This window comes from Micromonospora humi, assembly GCF_900090105.1.
GTDB classification, from domain to species: domain Bacteria; phylum Actinomycetota; class Actinomycetes; order Mycobacteriales; family Micromonosporaceae; genus Micromonospora; species Micromonospora humi.
This window is the reverse complement of the sequence record NZ_FMDM01000001.1, coordinates 127,317-140,476: the sequence shown is the minus strand read 5'-3', so window position 1 is coordinate 140,476 and position 13,160 is coordinate 127,317. Positions and strand designations below refer to the sequence as shown.

The 13,160-nt window shown below is 74.1% G+C and carries 12 protein-coding genes; 3 read left to right on the top strand and 9 right to left on the bottom strand.

Annotation, left to right across the window (positions count from 1 at the left end; all coding sequences use genetic code 11):
• Positions 1-53: 53 nt before the first annotated feature.
• Together GA0070213_RS00610 and GA0070213_RS00605 are read right to left on the bottom strand one after the other, a co-directional pair.
• A complete protein-coding gene (locus tag GA0070213_RS00610; RefSeq protein WP_091055473.1) occupies positions 54-728 on the bottom strand; it encodes an ABC transporter ATP-binding protein in 675 nt (224 codons plus the stop codon).
• Complete coding sequence (locus GA0070213_RS00605; RefSeq protein WP_245716192.1) at positions 725-1,732, bottom strand: ABC transporter permease; 1,008 nt, start codon at positions 1,730-1,732, stop codon at positions 725-727. The genes GA0070213_RS00610 and GA0070213_RS00605 overlap by 4 nt, the downstream gene beginning before the upstream one ends.
• Positions 1,733-1,953: 221 nt before the next feature.
• Here GA0070213_RS00605 and GA0070213_RS00600 point away from each other — a divergent pair, with 221 nt between their 5' ends.
• Positions 1,954-3,159: a sensor histidine kinase gene (locus GA0070213_RS00600; RefSeq protein WP_091055467.1), complete on the top strand. Its 1,206-nt coding sequence runs from the start codon at positions 1,954-1,956 to the stop codon at positions 3,157-3,159.
• Positions 3,156-3,791, top strand: coding sequence for a response regulator (locus GA0070213_RS00595; RefSeq protein ID WP_091055464.1), 636 nt, complete (start codon positions 3,156-3,158; stop codon positions 3,789-3,791). Before GA0070213_RS00600 ends, GA0070213_RS00595 begins: the two co-directional genes overlap by 4 nt.
• Here the strand turns inward: GA0070213_RS00595 and GA0070213_RS00590 are convergent.
• The 7 genes from GA0070213_RS00590 to GA0070213_RS00560 form a co-directional block, all read right to left on the bottom strand.
• Entirely contained in the window at positions 3,778-4,938 is a 1,161-nt protein-coding gene (locus GA0070213_RS00590) for a M20/M25/M40 family metallo-hydrolase (RefSeq protein ID WP_091055461.1), read from the bottom strand. The genes GA0070213_RS00595 and GA0070213_RS00590 overlap by 14 nt on opposite strands.
• Positions 4,938-5,699, bottom strand: coding sequence for an amino acid ABC transporter ATP-binding protein (locus GA0070213_RS00585; protein ID WP_091055458.1), 762 nt, complete (start codon positions 5,697-5,699; stop codon positions 4,938-4,940). The genes GA0070213_RS00590 and GA0070213_RS00585 overlap by 1 nt, the downstream gene beginning before the upstream one ends.
• Positions 5,696-6,553, bottom strand: coding sequence for an amino acid ABC transporter permease (locus GA0070213_RS00580; protein WP_091055455.1), 858 nt, complete (start codon positions 6,551-6,553; stop codon positions 5,696-5,698). The genes GA0070213_RS00585 and GA0070213_RS00580 overlap by 4 nt, the downstream gene beginning before the upstream one ends.
• Positions 6,554-6,665: 112 nt before the next feature.
• Positions 6,666-7,607 carry a transporter substrate-binding domain-containing protein gene (locus GA0070213_RS00575; protein WP_091055452.1) on the bottom strand — a complete coding sequence of 314 codons (942 nt, stop codon included), beginning with the start codon at positions 7,605-7,607 and terminating at the stop codon, positions 6,666-6,668.
• A gap of 92 nt (positions 7,608-7,699) precedes the next feature.
• Positions 7,700-8,584 (bottom strand): MurR/RpiR family transcriptional regulator, encoded by an 885-nt coding sequence (locus GA0070213_RS00570; protein ID WP_245716191.1) that lies wholly within the window; start codon positions 8,582-8,584, stop codon positions 7,700-7,702.
• Between the two features lie 60 nt (positions 8,585-8,644).
• Complete coding sequence (locus GA0070213_RS00565) at positions 8,645-10,069, bottom strand: pre-peptidase C-terminal domain-containing protein (RefSeq protein WP_091055448.1); 1,425 nt, start codon at positions 10,067-10,069, stop codon at positions 8,645-8,647.
• A gap of 133 nt (positions 10,070-10,202) precedes the next feature.
• Positions 10,203-11,465, bottom strand: a complete 1,263-nt coding sequence (locus GA0070213_RS00560; RefSeq protein ID WP_091055445.1) for a cyanophycinase — start codon at positions 11,463-11,465, stop codon at positions 10,203-10,205.
• A gap of 202 nt (positions 11,466-11,667) precedes the next feature.
• Between GA0070213_RS00560 and GA0070213_RS00555 the strand changes: the two genes are divergently transcribed.
• A complete protein-coding gene (locus GA0070213_RS00555; RefSeq protein ID WP_091055442.1) occupies positions 11,668-13,146 on the top strand; it encodes an arabinofuranosidase catalytic domain-containing protein in 1,479 nt (492 codons plus the stop codon).
• Positions 13,147-13,160: the final 14 nt, after the last annotated feature.

Sequence of the window (13,160 nt, the reverse complement as noted above, 5' to 3'; positions counted from 1 at the left end):
GCCGGCGGCGAAGAGTACAGCCTGCTGTACGTCGGTGCCGCAGTCCGTAGGTCTCAGGCCACGGCGCGCAGGCGGCCGTCGCGCATCTCGACGGTCCGGTCGGCGGCGGCGAGGTGGTCGCGGTCGTGGGTGACCAGCACCGTGGCGGTGCCCCGCTCGCGGGTGAGCCGGCCGATCAGGTCGACGACGGCGGCGCCCCGCTCCTGGTCGAGCGCGCTGGTCGGCTCGTCGACCAACAGGACCACCGGGTCGTTCATCAGCGCGCGGGCGATGTTGACCCGCTGGCGCTGCCCGCCGGAGAGCTGGTGGGGCCGGCGGCCGGCCTGGGCGGCGAGCCCGACCGCGTCGAGCAGGTCCCGGGCCCGGCCGGCGGCCCGGGCCGGCGACCGGCCGTCCAGGGTGGCCATCACCTGGAGCTGCTCGGCGGCGGTCAGCGACGGCAGCAGGTGGGGTTGTTGGAAGACGATGCCGATCGCGCGCCGGCGCAGGGCGGCGAGCGCGCCGCGGCTCATCCCCGCGGTGGCGACACCGTCGACGTCGACCGCGCCGGTCTCCGGCGTGACGAGCGTGGCGGCGACCGCGAGCAGGCTGGACTTGCCGGAGCCGGACGGGCCGACGACGGCGGTCAGGTCACCCTTGGCGACCGACAGCGTCACGTGGTCGAGCGCGGTCAGCCGGGTCTCGCCGTCCGGGTAGGTGAGGGTGACGTCGGTCAGGTCGAGGCTCATCGGGCGCTCCCCAGGGCGGTCAGCGGGTCGACGGCGGTGATGCGGCGCACCGACAGGGCGGCGCCGAGCATGCCGAGCAGGATCGTCACCGCGGCCGGGACGGCGACGGTGGCGGGCGTCAACACGAACGGCACGTCCGAGCCGGCGACGAGCGCGCCGAGCCCGGCGGCCAGGCCGGTGCCGAGCGCGGTGCCGCCGACCAGCAGGACACCGGCCTGCCCGAGCGCGTCGGCGAGCAGCGCGGCGGTGGAGGCGCCGAGCGCCTTCAGGACCGCCACGTCGCCGCTGCGCTGGATCGTCCACACCGTGAAGAAGGCGCCGATGACCAGGGCGGAGATGGCGAACAGGAAGCCGCGCATGAGCTGGAGCGAGCCGTTCTCGGAGCGGTAGGAGCCGATCCCGGCCAGCGAGTCGCCGGTGCGGACGGTCCGGGTGCCGGCGGCCCGGTCGGCGGCGGCGACGTCCACCCCGGCGCGGGTGCGCAGCGCGATCACGGTGGCGGTGTCCGCGCCGGCGTCGCCGGTCCGCCGCCACGTGTCGAGGCCGGTCCACACCACGGGGGTGTGGCTGTAGGAGGCGTCCCCGCGTACCGCCGCGACGGTCAGCTCCCGGCCGGCCACGGCGAGGCGGTCGCCGGCACGCAGGCCGAGGTCGGTGGCGGCGGTGGTGGACAGCACCGCCGTGTCGTCGTCGAGGTCGCCGGGGGCGAGGCGGGAACCGGGCCGGACACCGAACACGGAGACCGCGGCGCTCCGGGCACCGGCGGTGACCCGGGTGGTGCCGATGCCGAGCGGCTCGGCGGCGGTGACGCCGGGCGTGCCGGCCCAGCGCTGCCACTGCCGCTGCGTGACGGTCGAGTCGGCGTACGACGGCTGCGGGCTGCCGAAGGCGATCCGGTCGGCGGGCAGGCCGGTGATCGCGGAGGTGTTCTGCCGGCCCAGCCCGGCGGTCAGGCCGGACAGCAGGCCGACCAGCAGGGTGATCAGCACGATGACGGTTCCCATCAGGGCGAACCGCCCCTTGGCGAACCTCAGGTCTCTCCAGGCCACGAACACGTGTCGACCGGTCCTTTCCACGGCGGTTGCGGTCGCTGTCCACGGTCGCCGCCGGAGGGTGGGCCGGGCATCCGGCGACGGACGGCACTTCCCGGGCGGAACGGCGGCGGCCCGGTTACACCTTTCGACAGAGGCCGGCTGACCTGCGTCTCCTCTAGGCTGGGAGGGCCGTGACCACCACCGTTCCCGCCCTCACCTCCACTGCCCGTGTGCTGGCCTGGTGCCTGCACCTGCTGGTGGCCGTGCTGTTCGCCCTCGCCGGCCTGCGTGCCATCGCCACCGGACGACCGCACGCCGTGGGGATCGCGGCGGTGGCGGCGGCGGGCCTGCTGACGTACGCGGCCGGCGCGTTCCTGCCCGGCGTCCGCCGCTCCCGACGGGTGGCCGGCTGGTGGCTGGCGGCGGTCGGCGCCTCGTGGCTGGCGCTGACCGCGCTCACCGTCGACGCTCTGTGGCTCGCCTTCCCGCTCTACCTGCTGCACCTGCACCTGCTGCCCCGGCGCGCCGGCCTGGCCGCCGTCACGGCGACCGCCGCGGCGGCGGTGGTCGCCTTCGCCGCCCACCGCGGCACGGTCAGCGTGGCCGGCACGATCGGGCCGGTGCTCGGCGCCGCGGTCGCGGTGGCCGTGGTCCGCGGCTACCAGGCGCTCCACCAGGAGAACGAGCGCCGCCGACGGCTGATCGAGGAGCTGACCGCCACCCGCGCCGACCTGGCCCGGGCGCAGCACGAGGCCGGCGTGGCGGCGGAACGCGAGCGCCTGGCCGCCGAGATCCACGACACGCTGGCGCAGGGTCTGACCAGCATCCAGCTGCTGCTGCGCGCCGCCGGCCGGGTGCTGCCGGACCGGCCGGACACCGCCGCCCGCCACGTCGAGCAGGCCCGGCAGGCGGCGGCGGACAACCTCGCCGAGGCCCGACGTTTCGTCGCCGCGCTCACCCCACCGGCGCTGGACGACACCACGCTCGCCGACGCGTTGGCGCGCCTCTGCGCGACCACCGGCGCCCGGCACCGCCTCACCGCCCGGTTCACGGTCACCGGGTGCCCGGTCCCGCTGCCCACCGCGTCCGAGGTGGCGTTGCTGCGCATCGCCCAGGCGGCGCTGGCCAACACCGTTCGCCACGCCCGGGCCACCACGGTCGAGGTGACGCTCGGCTACCGCGCCGACCGGGTCACCCTGGACGTGGCCGACGACGGCGCCGGCTTCGACCCCGAACGGCTGCCCGGACCCGGGCCCGACGGCGGCGGCTTCGGTCTCGCCGCCATGCGCGCCCGCACCCGCGCGCTGGGCGGTGGCCTGACCGTCGCCGCCGCACCCGGACGTGGCGCGACCGTCTCGGCCCGGCTCCCCCGCACCCCGCCCGGCGGTCGTCCGTGACCGGGCCGCCGATCCGGCTGCTGCTCGCCGACGACCATCCCGTCGTGCGGGCCGGGCTGCGCGCGGTGCTGGAGACCGAACCCGGTCTGGTCGTGGTGGCCGAGGCCGCCACCGCCGAGGACGCGGTGGCTCGCGCCGCCGCCGGGGACGTCGACGTGGTGCTGATGGACCTGCGGTTCGGCGGCGGCATGACCGGGGTGGCGGCCACCGCCGCCATCACCGCCCGGCCGCACGCGCCCCGGGTACTGATCGTCACCACCTACGACTCGGACGCCGACACGCTGCCCGCGATCGAGGCCGGCGCGACCGGCTACCTGCTCAAGGACGCCTCCCCGGACGAGCTGGCCGTCGCCGTGCGCACCGCCGCCGCCGGCCGCACCGCGCTCGCCCCGGCCGTCGCGGACCGGCTGATGAACCGGCTGCGCACACCGGACACCGCGCTGACCCGGCGGGAGACGGAGGTGCTCGGCCTGGTCGCGGCCGGGCTGTCCAACCAGGCCATCGGCCGGCGGCTGCACCTGACCGAGGGCACCGTCAAGTCGCACCTGTCGCGCATCTACACCAAGCTGCGCGTCGATTCCCGGACCGCGGCGGTCGCCGCCGCCACCGACCTCGGCATCATCCGCCGCTGACCGCGTCGATCAGGCCGGCCAGCAGCGCCACCCGCGGGACCACCGAGTCGAGGTCGAGCCACTCCCCCGGGCTGTGGTCGGCGCCGCCGACCGGCCCGAGCCCGTCGAGCACTGTCGCGCCGGCCTCGGCGAGCAGGTTGGCGTCGGCGCAACCGCCGGTCGCGGTGTGCGAGACCGGCACGCCGAGCCCGGCGCCCACCTTCGCGGCCAGCTCGGCCAGCCGGCGGCCGGCCGGGTCCGGCTCCCAGGGCGGGGTGGGTGCCTGCACGGTCAGCTCGGCGTGCACCCCGGACACGGTCGGCGCGGCGACCAGGCGGCGGATCTCGGCGAGCGCCGCCTCGTACTCGCCGGTGCGCCAGGCGCGCAGGTCGACGAGCATCCGCGCCCGGTCGGCGACCACGTTGGGCCGGCCGCCCGCCTCCAGCGCCCCGACGTTCACCGTCACCCCGGGCCAGCGCCCGTTGAGCTGGTCCAGCGCCACGGTCAGCCGGGCGGCGGCGAGCAGCGCGTTGGCGCCGCGTTCCGGCTCGATGCCGGCGTGCGCGGCCCGGCCCCGCAGGGTCACCACGAGGTCCGCGACGCCCTTGCGGGCCGAGACCAGGTCGCCGTTGTCGCGGGCGCACTCCAGGCAGAGCGCCACGTCGGCCTCGGAGCCGAGGGTACGCAGCAGCGCCCGGCTGCCCACCGAGCCGATCTCCTCGTCCGGCGTGCAGAGCAGCACCAGTTCGCCGTACCGGTGCCGGTCGGTCGCGGCGAGCACCTCGACGGCGGCCAGCCCGGCGAGCACGCCGCCCTTGTCGTCGCTGACCCCCGGCCCGTACGCGCGGCCGTCGTGCACCCGGAACGGGCGGGCGGCGGCCGTGCCGGGCGGGAACACGGTGTCCAGGTGACCGGCGAGCAGGATCCGGCGGGTGCCGGTGCCCCGGCGGCGGGCGGTCAGCACGTCCCCGAGCGGCCGGCCGGCCGGGTCGGCGACCGGTGCCCGCTCGACGGCCATCCCGGCGGCCAGGCACCAGCGCTGCACCAGGTCGGCGGCCTCGCGCAGCCCGTCGACGTGGCCGGAGCCGGAGTCGACGGCGACCAGCCGGGCGAGCCGGTCGTGGTAGGCGGTCAGCCGGTCGCCGGCGGCGCGCAGCAGGGGATCCATCAGAGCACCTTGTCGAGGAAGGCGCGGGTGCGCTCGTGGCGGGGGCGGCCGAGCACCTCGTCGGGTGGGCCGGTCTCCACCACCACGCCGTCGTCGAGGAAGGCGACCTGGTCGGCGACCTCGCGGGCGAAGCCCATCTCGTGGGTCACCACCACCATGGTCATGCCGTCGGCGGCGAGGCCCTTCATGACGTCCAGCACCTCGCCGACCAGTTCCGGGTCGAGCGCGGAGGTGGGCTCGTCGAAGAGCATCAGCTTCGGGCGCATGGCGAGCGCCCGGGCGATGGCGACGCGCTGCTGCTGCCCGCCGGAGAGCTGGCTCGGGTAGTTGTGCGCGCGGTCGGCCAGCCCGACCCGCTCCAGCAGCCGCAGCGCCTCCTCGCGGGCCCGCTCGCGCGGGGTGCGCAGCACCCGCACCGGCGCCTCGGTCACGTTGCCGAGCGCGGTGAGGTGCGGGAAGAGGTTGAAGCGCTGGAACACCATGCCGATGTCGCGGCGGCGCACGGCCACCTCGCGGGCCTTCAGCTCGTGCAGCCTGTCGCCCTGGCGGCGGTAGCCCACCAGCTCGCCGTCGACCGCGAGCTGCCCGCCGTCGATGCGTTCCAGGTGGTTGACGCAGCGCAGGAACGTGGACTTGCCGGAGCCGGAGGGGCCGAGCAGGCAGGCCACCTCACCGGCGGCCACGGTGAGGTCGATGCCCTTGAGCACCTCGACCGCGCCGAACCGCTTGGTCACCTGTTCGGCACGGACCATCGCCGTCATCGCACGCCTCCCCGGGCGAAGCCGCGGCCGAACCGGCGCTCCACCAGCCACTGGCCGGCGGAGAGGAGGCTGACCAGGGCGAGGTACCAGATCGCCGCCACCAGCAGCAGCGGGATCACCTTGTAGTTGTTCTGGTAGACGCTCTGCACGGCGGTCATCAGGTCCCGGCCGGCGATGATCGACACCAGCGCTGTCGACTTGAGCATGGTGATGGTCTCGTTGCCCATCGGCGGGATGATCACGCGCATGGCCTGGGGCAGCACCACCCGGCGCAGGGTGAGCGTCGGGCCCATGCCGAGCGCGGCGGCGGCCTCGGTCTGTCCCTGGTCGACGGCGAGGATGCCGCCGCGGATGACCTCGGCGGCGTACGCCATCTCGTTGAGCGAGAGCGCGAGCACGGCGGCGACCGTGCCGGTGACCACCACGCTGGTGGGCCGGTCGAACAGGACGGTGCCGGTGAACGGCACGCTGAGGGTGAGCCGGGGGAAGAGCGCGCCGAGGAACCCGAAGAAGATGATCTGCACCAGCAGCGGGGTGCCGCGGAAGACCCAGATGAACGTCCACGAGACGCCGCGCAGCACCGGGTTGTCGGACAGCCGCAGCACGGCGAGCAGGATGCCGCCGGTGGTGCCGAGCACCATGGCGAGCACCGTGAGCCAGAGCGTGGTGACCACGCCGTCGAGCACGTAGTCCTGGAAGAGGTAGTGGGCGACGGTGCCGGGTTCGAGGTTGGGGCTGCTCAGCAGCGCCCGCAGGAACAGCGCGGCCAGCCCGGCCACGAGCAGCGCGGTGAGCCAGCGGCCGTAGTGGCGGACGGGGACGACCCGTACCGCGGGGGGTTCGGTGGTGGTCATCGTGGGGGTGCCTCCGGCAGGGGTTCGGCGGTCGCCGGGCGCCTCCGGGCCCGCCCTCACGGAAGTGGAGGGCGCCCGGCGACCGCGGATCGGGGGGCGGTGGTCCGCCGGGTCAGTCGATGGCCTGGTCGACGGTGGCCTTCTCGACCGCGATCGGGGTCTGCTTCCAGTGGGCGAGGATCTTGCCGTAGGTGCCGTCGTCGATCAGCGACTGCACGGCCGCCCGGTACGCCTCGGCGAGCTCCTTGTTGGCCTTGAGGAACCCGAAGCCGTTCGGGCTGGCCAGCCAGCCGTTGGGCGAGGACGGGTCGTCGACCAGGTCGGCCTTGCCGGCGAGCGAGCCGGCGGTGTCCACCAGGTTGACCCGGGTGGCGGCGACGACCTGCACGTTGCCGGCGATCAGTGCCTGCACCGCCTGCGGGTTCTCCGGATACTCCTTGACCTCGAGCGGCCGGCCGGCGCAGCTCTGCTTGGCGTACGTCGCCAGGTTCTTCGCCTGGTTGCTGGCCTTCTGCACGGCGACCGTGCGGCCGCAGAGGTCGGCGACGGTCTTCACGCCGAGCGGGTTGCCGGCGGCGACCAGGAACCCGGTGCCGGAGGCGGAGTAGTCGACGAACGTGGCGACCTGCTGGCGTTCCTTCTTGTCGGTGATGCCGCCGGCGATGGCGTCGTACTTGGCGGCCTGGAGGCCGGGCACGAGGCCGTCGAACGGCTGCTGGGTGAAGGTGGCCTTGAGGCCGAGGCGGGCCGACGCGGCCTGGAACAGGTCGTGGTCGAGGCCGACGAACTGGTCGGTGCGGCCCTCCACCTTGAAGTCGATGAACGGCTGGTAGGGGGCGTTGGTGGCGACCGTGACCGCGCCACGGCCGCGCACGTCGGACGGGACCTTGCCGGCGAGTGCCTTGTCGGTCTCGACCGCACCGACGCCGTCGATGGTGACCGAGACGGGCGTGACCTCGTCGGTGGAGCCACCGGCCGAGGAGGTGCCGCAGGCGGCGGTGGCGGCGAGCAGCGCCGTGGTGGTGGCGAGCAGGGCGAGGGAACGGATGCGCATGGGGAGTCCTTCCGGGGGCCGGAACAGCCAGCCCCCGGACTGTAACTCACGTTACGATCTCAGTGGGGTTACGGTTTTCTGTAACGCACGTTTCAGCGCCCGCCGAACGCCTGCTGCGCCCCCTCCATCGCCTTGAGCCGGGCACCGGCCACCGGGCCGAGCCGGTCGATCAGCGCCGCCACCAGCGTCTCCACCAGCGCCAACGTGGGCACGAAGCTGTCGTACGGCGACGGCGAGTCGACCCGGGCGGGCAGCACCACCTCGGCCAGACCGGCCACCGGCGAGAGCCACCGGTCGGTGAACAGCACCACCCGGGCGCCCCGGCCGGTGACCTGCCGGGCCAGCTCCAGGGTGGGCTCCTCGTAGCGACGGAAGTCGAAGAGCACCACCAGGTCGCGCCGGCCGACGTCGACGAGCATGTCGGCGCGCTCCACCGGGCCGGCGGGCAGCAGCCGGCTGTTGCCGCGCACCTGCATCAGGTGCAGCACCAGATAGTGGGCGAACAACGCGGAGAACCGGCCACCGGCCGCGGTGATCCGCACCTGCTGGTCGGCGAGGAGGCGCACGGCCGCATCCAGTTCGCCCTGCGGCAGGTCGGCCAGCGTGCCGGCCACCGCCTCGGGCAGCGTCGCCGCGGCCCGGGGCAATGCGCCCTCGGGTGGCGCCCCGCCGCGTTCGGTCGCCCGGTAGGCGGTCAGCGGCGAGGTCTCCCGCTCCGCCAGCTCGTCGCGCAGCGCCTGCTGGAACTCGGGATAGCCGCCGAAGCCGAGCCGGGACAGCAGACGCAGCACCGTCGGCGCGCTCACCTCGGCCCGCTCGGCCAACGCGGCCACCGTGCCCAGGCCGGCGGACGGGTAGGCGGCGAGCAGGGCGCGGGCGACCCGGCGCTCGGCCGGGCTGCACTCGCCGAGCCGGCGGCGGATCAGCGCCGCCACCCCCACCGCGTGCGGGTCGTCGACAGCATCGGAGTTCGACACGAGCCGAGCGTAGCGGCCCCCGCCCGGGCCGACGGATGCCCGGGCGGGAGCCACGGCTGGTCAGGACTTCGCAACCGCGCAGGCGTAGTCGGCGGTCCCGGAGCCGGCGTACGCCTCCAGGTCGAGGTGGTACGTGGCGGTGCCGGACGCGGTGCGGGTCAGCGTGACCGACTCGTCGGTCCCGGCGCCGTCGTTCACCGACCGGGTCAGCGTGCTCCCGGTCGCGCTGAGCAGGTAGAGATCCGCGTCGTACGCCGGCGGGATCGCACAGGTCACGGTGAGCGTCTGCCCGGCGCCGAGCGTGAGCGAGAAGTAGTCGCGGTCGGTGGTGCTCTTCATGTCCCCGGTGACGGTGGCCGGATAGGTCAGCCCGGTGATGTCGTTGGCGGCCGTGCGGGAGTCGTTCGGCTCCACCTCGGCGTAGGAGGAGCCGCCGGAGGGCGGCGGGGTGGACGAGCAGTCGGTGACCGGCGTGCCGTCGTAGAGGCTGCCGTCCGCCACCCCGGCGCGCACGCTGCGCAGGTAGTAGCCGCAGCTCGGCCGGTTGGCGAAGTCGTAGCTCTGGCCGTTAGTCAGCTTCCAGATCTTGACGTCGCGGTAGGTGAGCGGTTGCCCGGAGACGGCGACCTCGGGCTGGTGGTCGCCGAGCACGACGTAGGCGCTCGGGCCGCTGAGCGTGGCCCGGCCGGCCCGGTCGACGAACAGCGAGGCGCCCTCCTCGACCCCGACGCCCCACGCCTTGCCGCCGGTGACCAGCCCGTCCTTGACCGCCCGGGCGACGAACGCGATGGTCCGGCCCATCCGGTCGCGGGTGACGAAGTGCGAGTCGTTGATGGTGTTGGCGTAGTTCGGCCAGCGGAACATGCCGGTGGTGAACGTCATCGACCTGTCGTACGGGTTGGCCAGCGCGGTCGCCGAGGTGGCGCTCGCGGTGCAGGCGTCGTAGACCACGTCGCTGTTGACGTGGTGTCCGGCGCTGCCGCCGCCGACCCCGCCGCCCTTGGCCACCACCGACTCGACCGACGCCTCCAGCGCGGTGCCCTTCCAGGCCACGTAGCGGCACTGGTCGCCACCGGCGAAGTAGACGAACTCGGCGTTGCGGATGTCCGTGTTGACCTGGCTGTTGTTGCCGTCGGCGGCGGTGAGGGTGAGCGTGGTGCACGAGTTGACGCCGGTCAGGCCGGTGATCACGTCGCACTCCGGGGTGCCGGTGCCGGAGCCGGCGACCACCACCACGTCGATCGCGCCGGTGCCGCCGCGGATCGCGTCGATCGCCCTGGTCATGGTGGCGGTGACGATGCCACCGGATCCGTTCATGGTGTACGCCGGCCCGGACCAGCTCGCCCGGCTGGCGTCGGTGGCGCTGCCCTGGCGTACCCGGGTGACCTGGGCGTGTGCGGCGGTGACGCCGAGCGGGGCGACGGTGAGCAGCGCGGCGGCGGCCGCCGTCACGGCGAGTCGGCGGGAGTGGCGGGATGGGGACATGGGCACCTCCGAGGGGCCACGAAGCGATGAAACAGAAGTTACATCCATTAAGTTCACTGCTCAATACGTAACTTCTGTTACATGTTCGTGACGGCGGCGCCGGACCGGGCGGGTCCGGCGCCGCCGCACCACGTCAGGCCGGCCGGACGCCGACCACGACGTCGGTGAACGTGGTCGCCGACGCGCCCCGGAACGCGGTGAACCCGGCGCCCCGGGTCAGCCGGGCCGCCCATCGCGGGTCCTTCTCGTAGGACGTCCCGCCGACCGCCACGCAGCCCGTACGGGCGGCCAGCCCGGTCTCCACCAGGCCGACCATCGCGTAGTCGTAGAAGACGTCCTCGGACGGGGTCGCCGTGCACGGCCCCGCCTCCGGTCGCACGCGCGGCTTGCCGGCGGCCGGCACGACGGTCCACCGTGGCGCGAGGTACGCGTCACCGGCGGTCAGCCGGCTCCACCGCACACCCTCGATCCCCCACACCCCACCGTGGTCGGTCACCCGGGCCCGGCGCAGGTCGAGCACGCTCACCCCGCGTTGTCCGAGCACCCGCAGCGACGGGTGGCGCCCGCCGACGCCGGTGACCTCCAGCGCCGTGTTCTCGTCCAGGCCGAACACCCGGGTGTGCCGGGTGTCCGAGGCGAGCCGGATCGAGCGCGCCTCGCGCCCCCGCCGGGAGAAGTGGGTGTCCACCAGCCCGGCGGTGAAGAACCCGAAGCCGCCGCGCGGCAGGTAGCCGAGCACGTCCGGGTCGTCGAAGTAGCCCGGCTTCGCGCCGTCGCGCAGGCCCGGCTCGGTGGACCCGCCGGTGATCATGTCGCGGCCGGCCATGATCTGCGCGCCCGCGCTGGTGCCGGCGACCACCGCGCCGCCGCGCAGCTTGCGCCGGATCGCGGCGAGCGCGGCGGTGTCCCGCTGCGCCGCTCCCCGGGTCATCGTGGTGACGTAGCGGTACTGGTCGCCGCCGCCGAGGAAGAACCCGGTCATCGACTCGATCTGCCGGACCACGGCCGGGTCGTCGGCCGCGCCCGGACGGTCCAGGTCGATCGGGATCCATCGGGCGTCGGCCGCCCGGTAGGACCGGAACAGCTCGGCGTAGTAGTCGCCGTTGCAGACGCTGTTGTTGCAGTCCGGCGTGCCGGCGTCGGGATCCTCGGCCGGCACCGGGGCGCCGGCGGTGAGGATGCCGATCCGAGCCTTGCCGTGGCCACCGGCGAGCCGGACGATCTCGTCGTAGATCTCCCGGTTGTCGTCGGCCAGCGCGCCGCCGACCAGCACCAGGCTGCCGCCGGAGCGATGATGGGACGCGGTGGCCGAGGCCGGGACGGCGGCGACCGGAACGCTGAGCGCGACCGCCGCACAGGCGCCGACCCCGAGGGTCAGCAGGCGGTTCAGGGGCATGGGTGCTCCTCACGTGACCGTGAGGGCGGACCGCGAGCCAGAGCGTACGGCACCGCGAACCGAGCGACAACCATGAGAGCGCTAACATCGTCGTCCGCAAATCTTATGCCTCCGTGAGGCGTTGACAGTCGCCTATGTAAACGCCACGCTAAGACCGATTGTTAACGTTAACTCGTTCGTCATCTCCGCTGGAGGAGGATCGATGGACCCCACCACCACCCGTCGCCGCCTGGCGACCGCGCTCGTACCCCTGGCCCTGCTGGTCGCCGCCACCGCGACGGTGGTCGGCTCCGCCGCGCCCCCGGCGCGGGCCGCCGGCACCGGCCCCTGCGACATCTACGCCGCCGGCGGCACGCCCTGCGTGGCCGCGCACAGCACCACCCGGGCGCTCTACGGCGCCTACGCCGGCCCGCTCTACCAGGTGCGACGCGCCTCCGACAACGCCACCCGCGACGTCGCCCCGCTCGCCGCCGGCGACGTCGCCAACGCCGCCACCCAGGACGCCTTCTGCGCCAGCACGAGCTGCCTGATCAGCGTCATCTACGACCAGTCCGGCGGCGGCAACCACCTGACCCAGGCCCCGCCGGGCGGATTCTCCGGCCCCGCCGCCGGCGGCTACGACAACCTCGCCGACGCCACGCTGGCCCCGGTCACGCTGGGCGGCCGAAAGGCGTACGGCGTGTTCGTCGCCCCCGGCACCGGCTACCGCGACAACACCACCAACGGCATCGCCAAGGGTGACCAACCCGAAGGCATGTACGCCATCTTCGACGGCACCCACTACAACGGCGGCTGCTGCTTCGACTACGGCAACGCCGAGACCAACAGCCGGGACAACGGCAACGGCACCATGGAGGCCATCTACTTCGGCAACATCAAGGTCTGGGGGTACGGCACCGGCAACGGCCCCTGGATCATGGCCGACCTGGAGAACGGGCTCTTCTCCGGCGTCAACCCCGGCTACAACGCCAACGACCCGTCGATCAGCCACCGCTTCCTCACCGCGATCGTCAAGGGCGAACCGAACCACTGGGCCATCCGGGGCGGCAACGCCCAGTCCGGCGGCCTGTCCACCTTCTACGACGGCAAGCGGCCCAACGCCTCCGGCTACAACCCGATGAAGAAGGAGGGCGCGATCATCCTCGGCATCGGCGGCGACAACAGCATCGGCGCAACCGGCACGTTCTACGAGGGCGTGATGACCTCCGGCTACCCGTCGAACGCCACCGAGGACGCGGTCCAGGCCAACATCACCGCCGCCGGGTACGCGGCGAGCACCGGCGGTGGCCGGCAGAACGTCGAGATCGTCGGCGGCCAGTCCGGGCGCTGCGTCGACGTGCCGAACGGCGCCACCACCAACGGCACCCAGACGCAGCTCTGGGACTGCTGGGGCGGGACCATGCAGCGTTGGACCCACACCGCGGCGCGGCAGCTCCAGGTGTACGGCAACAAGTGCCTCGACGCCAACGGCCAGGGCACTGCCAACGGCACCGCCGTCATCATCTGGGACTGCAACGGCCAGGCCAACCAACAGTGGAACGTCAACGGCAACGGCACCATCACCGGCCAGCAGTCCGGCCTCTGCCTCGACGCCAACGCCGCCGGCACCGCCAACGGCACCAAACTCATCCTCTGGGCCTGCAACGGCGGCGCCAACCAGCAGTGGTCCCTGCGCAACTGACCGCGTCGGCCGGG

Coding starts and splice junctions, on each gene's coding strand:
- GA0070213_RS00555 (WP_091055442.1), top strand. CDS start 11,668: ATGGACCCCACCACCACCCGTCGCCGCCTGGCGACCGCGCTCGTACCC.
- GA0070213_RS00580 (WP_091055455.1), bottom strand. CDS start 6,553: ATGACCACCACCGAACCCCCCGCGGTACGGGTCGTCCCCGTCCGCCAC.
- GA0070213_RS00560 (WP_091055445.1), bottom strand. CDS start 11,465: ATGCCCCTGAACCGCCTGCTGACCCTCGGGGTCGGCGCCTGTGCGGCG.
- GA0070213_RS00585 (WP_091055458.1), bottom strand. CDS start 5,699: ATGACGGCGATGGTCCGTGCCGAACAGGTGACCAAGCGGTTCGGCGCG.
- GA0070213_RS00590 (WP_091055461.1), bottom strand. CDS start 4,938: ATGGATCCCCTGCTGCGCGCCGCCGGCGACCGGCTGACCGCCTACCAC.
- GA0070213_RS00565 (WP_091055448.1), bottom strand. CDS start 10,069: ATGTCCCCATCCCGCCACTCCCGCCGACTCGCCGTGACGGCGGCCGCC.
- GA0070213_RS00605 (WP_245716192.1), bottom strand. CDS start 1,732: ATGGGAACCGTCATCGTGCTGATCACCCTGCTGGTCGGCCTGCTGTCC.
- GA0070213_RS00610 (WP_091055473.1), bottom strand. CDS start 728: ATGAGCCTCGACCTGACCGACGTCACCCTCACCTACCCGGACGGCGAG.
- GA0070213_RS00575 (WP_091055452.1), bottom strand. CDS start 7,607: ATGCGCATCCGTTCCCTCGCCCTGCTCGCCACCACCACGGCGCTGCTC.